The sequence below is a fragment of the Kribbella sp. genome (assembly GCF_035687465.1).
Lineage (GTDB): Bacteria > Actinomycetota > Actinomycetes > Propionibacteriales > Kribbellaceae > Kribbella.
The window spans coordinates 1-8406 of the sequence record NZ_DASRXP010000521.1; the positions used below are offsets into that span (position 1 = coordinate 1).

Below are 8406 nucleotides of genomic sequence, written 5' to 3' on the forward strand. Positions count from 1 at the left end.
TCCATCCACTCCAGCTGCTTGGGTGACAGCGGCGGCTCGAACACCGGCACCTGCAGCACCCACGGGTGCCGCTTGATCGCATTCCAGAACGACCGCGCCCACGTACTGATCCGCTCCCGCCAGTCCGTGTCCGGATCGAACGGATCCGGCCGCCCGAACGCCTCCTCCAGCATCACGACGTACAGGTCGTCCTTGGAGTCGACGTACCGGTAGAGCGACATCGTGGTGAAACCGAGCTCGGCCGCGACCTTGCTCATCGAGACGGCGCCCAGGCCGGCGCTGTCGGCGAGCTTGTTCGCGGCCGCGCCGATGTCGCTGATCTGCAGCGTCGGCTTCGGCCCGGGGCGGGCCGGCCCTTCGAGCCCCCACAACAGCTGCAGCACCCGCGGCAGGTCGTCCGCCGTCTCGCCCATCGCATCTCCTCGGTCCGGATTTCCCCAGAGTCTATCTGTTTACATCATAGACAGATGCCTGCTACGGTCTGCGTGTGACGTACACAGTGTGCGCCATACACAGATCAGCTGGAGGGGTCATGAGCACATCGGAGGTCGTCGGTCAGAAGGCCGGGCGGAAGGAGTGGATCGCACTCGGCGTGCTCGCGCTGCCGCTGCTGCTGGTCTCGATGGACGTGTCGGTCCTGTACTTCGCGGTCCCGTTCATCAGCGCGGACCTCGGGGTGTCGGCCACGGAGCAGCTGTGGATCTTCGACATCTACGGCTTCGTCCTGGCCGGACTGCTGATCACCATGGGGTCGCTCGGCGACCGGATCGGCCGTCGCCGGCTGCTGTTGTTCGGCGCACTCGCGTTCGGGCTGGCCTCGGTCGCGGCGGCGTACGCGCAGAACGCGGAGCAGTTGATCGCCGCCCGCGCCGTGCTCGGCATCGGCGGCGCGACCCTGATGCCGTCGACGCTGGCGCTGATCCGGAACATGTTCCACGACCAGGCGCAGCGCAGTAAGGCGATCGCGTTCTGGAGCGCGGTGATGATGGGCGGCATCTCGCTCGGCCCGGTGCTCGGCGGATTCCTGCTCGAGCACTTCTGGTGGGGCTCGGTGTTCCTGATCAACACCCCGGCGATGGTGCTGCTGCTGGTGCTCGCACCGGTCTTGCTGCCGGAGTTCAAGGCGCCGGTGCGAGGACGGTTCGACCTGCTCGGCGCGCTGCTGTCGCTGGCTGCGGTGCTGCCGGTGATCTGGGGGATCAAGGAGCTTGCCGCGAACGGTGTCGAGGTGGCGCCGGTGATCAGCATCGTCATCGGGTTGCTGGTCGGTCTGGCGTTCCTGCGGCGACAGCAGACCGCGGAGCACCCGATGGTCGAGCTGGGGATGTTCCGCAACCGTGCCTTCAGCGGTGCGTTGGCCGCGAACACCATCGGCATGGTCGCGCTGGTCGGGAACGCGGTGTTCATGACGCAGTACCTGCAACTGGTGCTCGGGATGGGTCCGCTCAAGGCGGCTCTGTGGGCGCTCGTTCCTTCGGTGGCGGTCGGCGCTGCTGCACCACTTGGTACTGCGCTTGCTCAGAAGGTGGACCGGGCCTATGTACTCGGCGGGGGATTTCTGATCGCAGCGTCCGGGTTCGGCGTACTGACTCAGGTACAGGTGGATTCGCGGCTGTGGGTGCTGCTGGGCGGTTCTGGTCTGCTGGCGGCGGGGCTGGTGATGGTGATGTCGCTGGTAACCGAGGCGGTTGTCGGTGCAGTCGCGCCGGAGCGCGCTGGTTCGGCGTCTGCGCTGATGGAGACCTGCAGCGAGTTCGGAGGCGCGCTGGGGATCGCAGTACTGGGCAGCATCGGTACCGCGGCCTACCGCAGCGACCTGGACACCCACCTGCCGGCAGCGCTCCCCGCGGAGCTCGGTACAGCCGCCCGCGAAGGTCTACCCGCCGCCACAGCCGCAGCCGCACACCTCCCGGCCCAACTCCAGGACCTGCTCCTGACCGCGGCCCGCCACTCCTTCAGCCACAGCCTCAACACAGTCGCCCTAGTAGGCGCCATCCTCCTGACAATCACAGCCGTAGCCACCACCCTCACCCTCCGAGGCACCACCCACACCCCGGATGACGCAACAGACCACGACAGTGGTCCGGTCAAGTCAGAGGTCTCGGGTGAGGAGCTTGCCAACGTGGCCCACTGACTACCAAAGATGACAACGAACTACCTACTCCTGCTGGTCTGGTGGGAGTAGGTAGTTCGTCTGTTCAGCGGGGTGGGCGGTTGCCGGGGCGGCGGCGGAAGAGGCCGGGCTTGCGTTCGAGGGTCGGGTCGTTCGACCAGGGAGCCTCGTCCTGCACGGTGTCGTCGTCGTCCGGTTGGCCGCTCCACCAGCGACCCACCTGCTGACCGTCCGTACGACGCGAGTCGTCCGACTGCACGTCCTTCGGTACTTCGCGACGCGGCGTACCGTCGTCGGCCGGATCGAAGCGCAGTTCCACCGTCGGCTCGTTGTACCGCGACCCCTCACGGGTCGGCGAATCGCCTGCGCGCCGGTCGGAGATCCGCTGAATCGCGGTCGGGTCGGTCGGGCTCGTCAGGATTGTGCGCGCTGTGGTGACCGGGCGGGTCTCATGACGCTCCGGCGGCTCGCGATGATTCTCCGGGCCACCGGACGCGGCCGGACCTGAATCTGAAGGAGAGCGACCACTCGAGGACGGCGCGGTTCGAGGCGTCTCGGTGCCTGGCTTCTGGCGGATCACCAGGAAGACGACGACTGCCAGCACCGCGGCGAGGAAGCCGAAACCGAGGCGGGGGATGAGCGGCAGCACGATGCCGCACCCACCACCGATCACCCAGGCCAGCTGCAGCACCGTCTCCGACCGCGCGAACACCGACGTCCGCACCGTCTCCGGCACATCCCGCTGGATCATCGCGTCGAGCGAGAGCTTGCCGAGCGAACTACAGAGCCCTGCCACCAACCCCAGCGCTATCAGCATCGGGAACCCGTAGAGCACCGCCACGCAGATCGCCACGATCGCGTCCGCGAGCAGCACCACCAGCACCACGGCCTCGGGTTTTCTTGCCTTCAGCAACGACCCGGTCAGGGTCCCCAGGCTGTTCCCGATCCCGGCTGCGGCGATCACCGCACCGGCCGCGATCGCCCCGTCGATCCCGCTGATCGGTTTGTCCCGGAGCAGGAACGCGAGGTACATGGTCAGGAAGCCGGAGACGAACCGCAGCCCGAGGTTGCAGCGGATCCCCCGGGCGACCGCCGCGGTGATCGCCTTACGCCGGGCCTCGCGTCCCTCCGAACCGGTCATCTCCTCGCCGGCGGGGGAGTCGACCCGGCTCGGCAGCCGGATCGCGAGCACCAGGCCGATGCCGTAGACGACCGCGGCCCAGCGCAGCGACCACGCGGGCCCGATCAGGGCGAACGCGCCCGCGATCCCGGCGCCCGCGGTCGCACCGACCAGGCCGGCGAGTGAGATCCGCGAGTTGGCCGTGACGAGGGTGACGTCCTTGGGCAGGAGTCGCGGTACTGCGGAGGCCCGCGTTACGCCGTACGCCTTGGAAGCGACGAGGCAACCGAGCGCTGCCGGATACAACCAGGTCGAGCTGTCGTTGATCGATGCGGCGAGACTCCAGACCAGGAAGCCGCGCAGGCCGAGCGTGGCCCCGATGGCCCAGCGGCGGCCGTGCCTGAAGCGGTCCAGGATCGGTCCGATCAGGGGCGCCATCAACGCGAACGGCGCCATCGTGAGCAAGAGGAACAGCGCGACCCGGTCCCGCGCCTGATCACTCGGTACTGCGAAGAACACCGTGCCCGCGAGTGATACCGCGAAGGCGGTGTCGCCGGCCGCGTTCACCGCGCCGAGCTCGATCAGCCGGGACAGGCCTGACTCGCCGGCGCCCTGGGCACTGGTCAACCCCCGGATCCGGCGTCCGGTGGCCTTGCCCATCCGGCCGGTGACCCCGGCGGTCTTCTTCGAGGCGGTGGCGAAGCCGGTCGCGCCGACCTTGGAGGCGTGCCCGACCTTCTTCCCGGCACTGCCGATCTTCTTGCTCGCGCTGCCCAGCCGCTCGCCCGCACTCGCCTTGCCCGCCTCAGGACCGGCCGAGGGACCCGAGCCGGCCGAAGGGCCTCGGGACGATCCGCTGGAGGAGTCCGTGCCCGGGCGTCGAGGCGCGTCGGGGCGCCGGGGATCCGCGGGGTCGGGACGTTCCATACAACCATCCTGCCTTGTCACGGGGACAGACCGCAGTTACGCCGCGATGCGACCCGATGCATGGAGGGCGCGGGTGTTGTCCGCGGGCATGCGAGAATGACCGATTGTGACTCCCGTCAAGACTCCGGAACCGGTCCGCGCCAAGCCTGACGCCATCAGCGTCGAGGCGGTGGAACCTGCTCGCGAGGCGGCGATCGAGGAAGCCGGCGCCGCGCGGATCGGGGAGCACCTCGGGTACCTGGTCGAGGGTGAGCGACTCGTCACGCACTACTTCGCGTCGACCCACCCGGGCTACCGCGGCTGGCGCTGGGCCGTCACGGTCACGCGCGCCTCGCGGGCCAAGAACGTGACCATCGACGAGGTCGTGATGCTGCCGGGCGACGACGCGATCGTCGCCCCGGAGTGGGTGCCGTGGTCGGAGCGCGTCCAGCCGGGCGACCTGCGGCCGGGCGACCTGTTCCCGACGTTGCCGGACGATCCGCGGCTCGAGCCCGGCTTCACCGACACGGGCGCGCCGGACGAAGTACTGGCTGTCGTCGAGGAGCTCGGGCTGGGGCGCGAGCGGGTGCTGTCGCAGGACGGGCGTGAGGAAGCGGCGGAGCGCTGGTACGCCGGGGACTTCGGACCGGGATCCGCGATCGCCCAGGCGGTTCCGTACAAGTGCCACTCGTGCGGGTACTGGATCCGCCTCAACGACAGCCTCGGGCAGGCCTTCGGTGCGTGCGCCAACGAGATGGCGCCGGGCGAGGGACGGGTCGTCGCGTACGACTACGGCTGCGGGGCCCACTCGGACGTGGTGATCGACCTGCCGGACCAGCCGTCCACCGAGCACGCCTTCGACACCACCGGCTACGACGAACTCGCGATGCCGTCACCCGAGTCGTCCGGGGAGTCGGCGGACGAGGTCCGGGATGAGGTCGTAGAGTCGGACGCAGTACAGGCCGAGGTCGAGGCCTCCGGCGAGCCGCCGTCCGACGACGACGTCGAAGAAGACGACTCCGACGACGACGTCGAGGAAGACGACTCCGACGCCGCGGCCGTGGAAGACGACTCCGAGGTCGAGGTCGTGGAAGAGCAGTCCGAGCAGGACTGAGGCGTCAGTCCTCGGTGGCGGGGCGGTGGCCGGCCTGGATGGCGGCCCAGCGGCGGCGGCAGTAGAACAGGCCGATCCAGCCGAGACCGAAGCCGGCGACGGTGACCCAGATCCACCACTCGTTGCCATCGCGCTTCAAGTCGTCGCGGAAGATCATCACGACCACGAACGCGACCGCCCACGCGACGATCCCGACGATCACCGACGGGATGCCGGACAGGTCCAGCGGCTTGACCTCGGCGTGCACCAGTTCCCCGCGGGCCAACTGACTCGTCGGGTCTGACCGCTTCTTCGGCGCCTCGTCGTTCTCGTCTGCCACGACCCCCACCCTAGTCGTGCCGAATGGGCGTTCGGGCTCAGGGATGGCCCCGATCGGGCACGGGTTTGCGGGATTGCTCGCCAGGTGTCCGTGCGAACTGGCACGATTCCGTCATGAGTTCGCCACAGGCTGACACCGCCCGGTCCCGGTCCGCCTCCTTCTTCCAGGGCGGCTTCGACTCGTTCTTCAAGATCACCGAGCGCGGCTCGACCCCTGGCCGCGAGGTGCGCGGCGGGCTGGCCACCTTCTTCACGATGGCCTACATCGTGGTGCTGAACCCGCTGATCATCGGCACCGTCAAGGACGGCACCGGTCAGTACATCGGCGGCGGCACCGACCCGGTCGCGGCGATCGCCAAGGTCGCGGTCGCCACCGCGCTGGTGGCCGGGGTGATGACCATCCTGATGGGCCTGGTGGCGAACTTCCCGCTCGCGCTGGCCACCGGGCTCGGCCTGAACGCGTTCATCGCCTTCAGTGTGGCGACCAAGATGACCTGGGCCGACGCGATGGGCCTGGTGGTGATCGAGGGCATCATCATCCTGATCCTGGTGCTCACCGGCTTCAGGAAGGCCGTCTTCGCGGCGGTGCCGAAGCAACTGAAGATCGCGATCAGCGTGGGCATCGGCCTGTTCATCGCGTTCATCGGCGTGGTCGACGCCGGCTTCGTCCGCCGCCCGGCGGCGGCGGGCGGCCCTCCGGTCGAACTAGGTGTCGGCGGCAACCTTCGCGGCTGGCCGGTGCTGATCTTCGTGGTCGGGCTGATCCTGGTGATCGCGTTGTACGCGCGCAAGGTGAAGGGCGCGATCCTGATCGGCATCGTGGCCGCGACCGTGCTGGCGATCGTGGTCGAGTCGATCTTCGACGTGGGCGCGCGGACCGCCGAGAACCCGGGCGGTTGGGGCCTGAGCGTGCCGAAACTGCCGGACGACTGGTTCACCCGGCCGAACCTGGACACCATCGGCGAGTTCAATCTGTTCGGCTCGTTCGAGCAGGTCGGCGTGGTGTCCGCGCTGCTGCTGATCTTCACCCTGCTGCTGGCGGACTTCTTCGACACAATGGGCACGATGACCGCGATCGGCGCGGAGGCGGGCCTGCTGGACAAGGAAGGCAACCCGCCGAACACCCAGCGCATCCTGATCGTGGACAGCGTCGCGGCCGCCGCCGGTGGAGCCGCCTCCGTCTCCAGCAACACGTCGTACATCGAATCAGCGTCGGGTGTCGGTGAGGGTGCGCGCACCGGGCTCGCGAGTGTGGTGACCGGGATCTGCTTCCTGATCTCGATGGTGATCGCCCCGCTGGTCACCATCGTGCCGTACGAGGCGGCCGCACCTGCCCTGGTGCTGGTCGGGTTCCTGATGATGGCGCAGGTCAAGGGCATCGACTTCGACGATCTCGAGGTGGCGATCCCGGCCTTCCTGATCATCATCCTGATGCCGTTCACGTACTCGATCACCGCCGGGATCGGGGCCGGTTTCGTCTCCTTCGTGCTGCTCAAGATCGTCCGCGGCAAGGCCGGTCAGGTCCACCCGCTGATGTGGATCGTGTCCGCCCTCTTCGTCGTGTACTTCGCGATCGGCCCGCTCGGCGACTGGCTGACCTGAGCAGTCGCCCCGGTGAGTGGGCTGACCTTGGCGGTTGGTAAAGTACTGGAGGTCGGGCTCTCCGGCGTGGCAACTGATCCGCTGAACGGCGTCTGATCGTTGTGCACCTTCCTTCCCCGCAGGTACCGGATAGGCAGCCCAGAGTCTCGGTTATGGACCTCAACGGATATCCAGCCCAGGCTGCGCGTACGCAGCGATTCACTCTCGGCGTCCCGCGCGCCTTCACAGTGTCACCCGATGGAGAGCGGGTGCTCTTTCTCCGCACCCGCGGCCCAGAAGACCGGGCAAGTTGCCTCTGGCTGCTCGATGGCGACCAGGAAAGACTGCTGGTCGCCCCCGAAGGCCTCGGCGCCGACGGCCCGATCCCCGAAGCCGAGCGCATTCGCCGCGAACGCACCCGCGAACGCACCGCAGGCATAGTCGCCTACTCCACCGACGCCGCCTTACACACAGTCGCCTTCGCCCTCAACGGCAGCCTCTGGCTCCTCAACCTCGCCGACCGCAAAGGCGAGGGGAGTGATGCAGACCAAGGCGACCCGCGAGGTGAGGGCGGAGGTAGTGGCGGGCGCGGTGATTGGTTGCGGCTGATTCCGACCAGCGGTCCGGCAGTCGACCCTCGGCTGGACCCAACCGGGACCCAGGTTGCGTATGTCAGTGGTGGTGCGGTCTGGGTGGTTGAGGTTGCGGATGGCAATGATCGGCGGTTGGTGGGTGATGAGGATCCGCAGGTTGGGTGGGGGCTGGCTGAGCATGTTGCGTCGGAGTCGATGTACCGCAGTCGCGGCCACTGGTGGTCGCCGGACGGCACCAGGCTGCTCGCTGCCCGGGTCGACCTCACGCCGGTCCAGCGCTGGTGGATCGCCGACCCCGCGAACCCGGACCGCCCGCCCCGCGAAATCCCCTACCCCGCCGCCGGTACGCCGAACGCCCTCGTCTCCCTGCACATCCTCGACCTCGCCGCGGACAGCATCGAGCTGGACTGGGACCGAGCAGCCTTCGAGTACGTCGTCTCGGCCGGCTGGGACACCCACGGACCACTCGTCAGCGTGCAGTCCCGCGACCAGCGCACCCTGCGCGTCCTCACAGCCGACCCCGAAACCGGCGAGACCCGAGTCCTGCACGAGCAGCGCGATCCTGCCTGGGTAGAGATCATCCCCGGTACGCCGGCCCGCACGTCCTCGGGCAAACTCGTCCACACCCGGGACGACGGCGACACCCGGAAGCTCACGATCG

General features: G+C 68.5%; 6 protein-coding genes and 1 pseudogene. 4 read left to right on the top strand and 3 right to left on the bottom strand.

The features are described 5' to 3' along the window. Nucleotides 1–413 (bottom strand): TetR/AcrR family transcriptional regulator (locus VFG33_RS27735; protein ID WP_325055911.1); only part of this gene is annotated, 413 nt, incomplete at its 3' end. Nucleotides 414–532: 119 nt separating this feature from the next. Here VFG33_RS27735 and VFG33_RS27740 point away from each other — a divergent pair. Continuing rightward, nucleotides 533–2134, top strand: coding sequence for an MFS transporter (locus VFG33_RS27740; protein WP_325055912.1), 1602 nt, complete (start codon nt 533–535; stop codon nt 2132–2134). A 64-nt stretch (nt 2135–2198) separates the two neighbouring features. On the opposite strand, the gene VFG33_RS27745 is transcribed toward VFG33_RS27740, so the two are convergent. After that, nucleotides 2199–4160, bottom strand: a complete 1962-nt coding sequence (locus tag VFG33_RS27745; protein ID WP_325055913.1) for an MFS transporter — start codon at nt 4158–4160, stop codon at nt 2199–2201. 103 nt (nt 4161–4263) lie between these two features. Here VFG33_RS27745 and VFG33_RS27750 point away from each other — a divergent pair. Beyond that, a pseudogene (locus VFG33_RS27750) lies at nt 4264–5031 on the top strand (DUF3027 domain-containing protein); the annotation flags it as partial. Between the two features lie 226 nt (nt 5032–5257). On the opposite strand, the gene VFG33_RS27755 reads toward VFG33_RS27750, so the two are convergent. Then, on the bottom strand, nt 5258–5572 hold the full coding sequence (locus tag VFG33_RS27755; protein ID WP_325055915.1) for a DUF2530 domain-containing protein: 315 nt from the start codon (nt 5570–5572) through the stop codon (nt 5258–5260). Between the two features lie 113 nt (nt 5573–5685). Between VFG33_RS27755 and VFG33_RS27760 the strand changes: the two genes are divergently transcribed. Together VFG33_RS27760 and VFG33_RS27765 are read left to right on the top strand one after the other, a co-directional pair. Further along, the gene (locus VFG33_RS27760; protein ID WP_325055916.1) at nt 5686–7173 is read left to right on the top strand and encodes an NCS2 family permease; all 1488 of its coding nucleotides are present in this window, start codon (nt 5686–5688) and stop codon (nt 7171–7173) included. A 248-nt stretch (nt 7174–7421) separates the two neighbouring features. Beyond that, on the top strand, nt 7422–8406 hold a 985-nt coding region (locus VFG33_RS27765; protein WP_325055917.1), incomplete at its 3' end, for a DPP IV N-terminal domain-containing protein.

Excerpts from the sequence above, each read along its gene's own strand:
- VFG33_RS27760 (WP_325055916.1), top strand. The coding sequence starts at position 5,686 with ATGAGTTCGCCACAGGCTGACACCGCCCGGTCCCGGTCCGCCTCCTTC.
- VFG33_RS27740 (WP_325055912.1), top strand. The coding sequence starts at position 533 with ATGAGCACATCGGAGGTCGTCGGTCAGAAGGCCGGGCGGAAGGAGTGG.
- VFG33_RS27745 (WP_325055913.1), bottom strand. The coding sequence starts at position 4,160 with ATGGAACGTCCCGACCCCGCGGATCCCCGGCGCCCCGACGCGCCTCGA.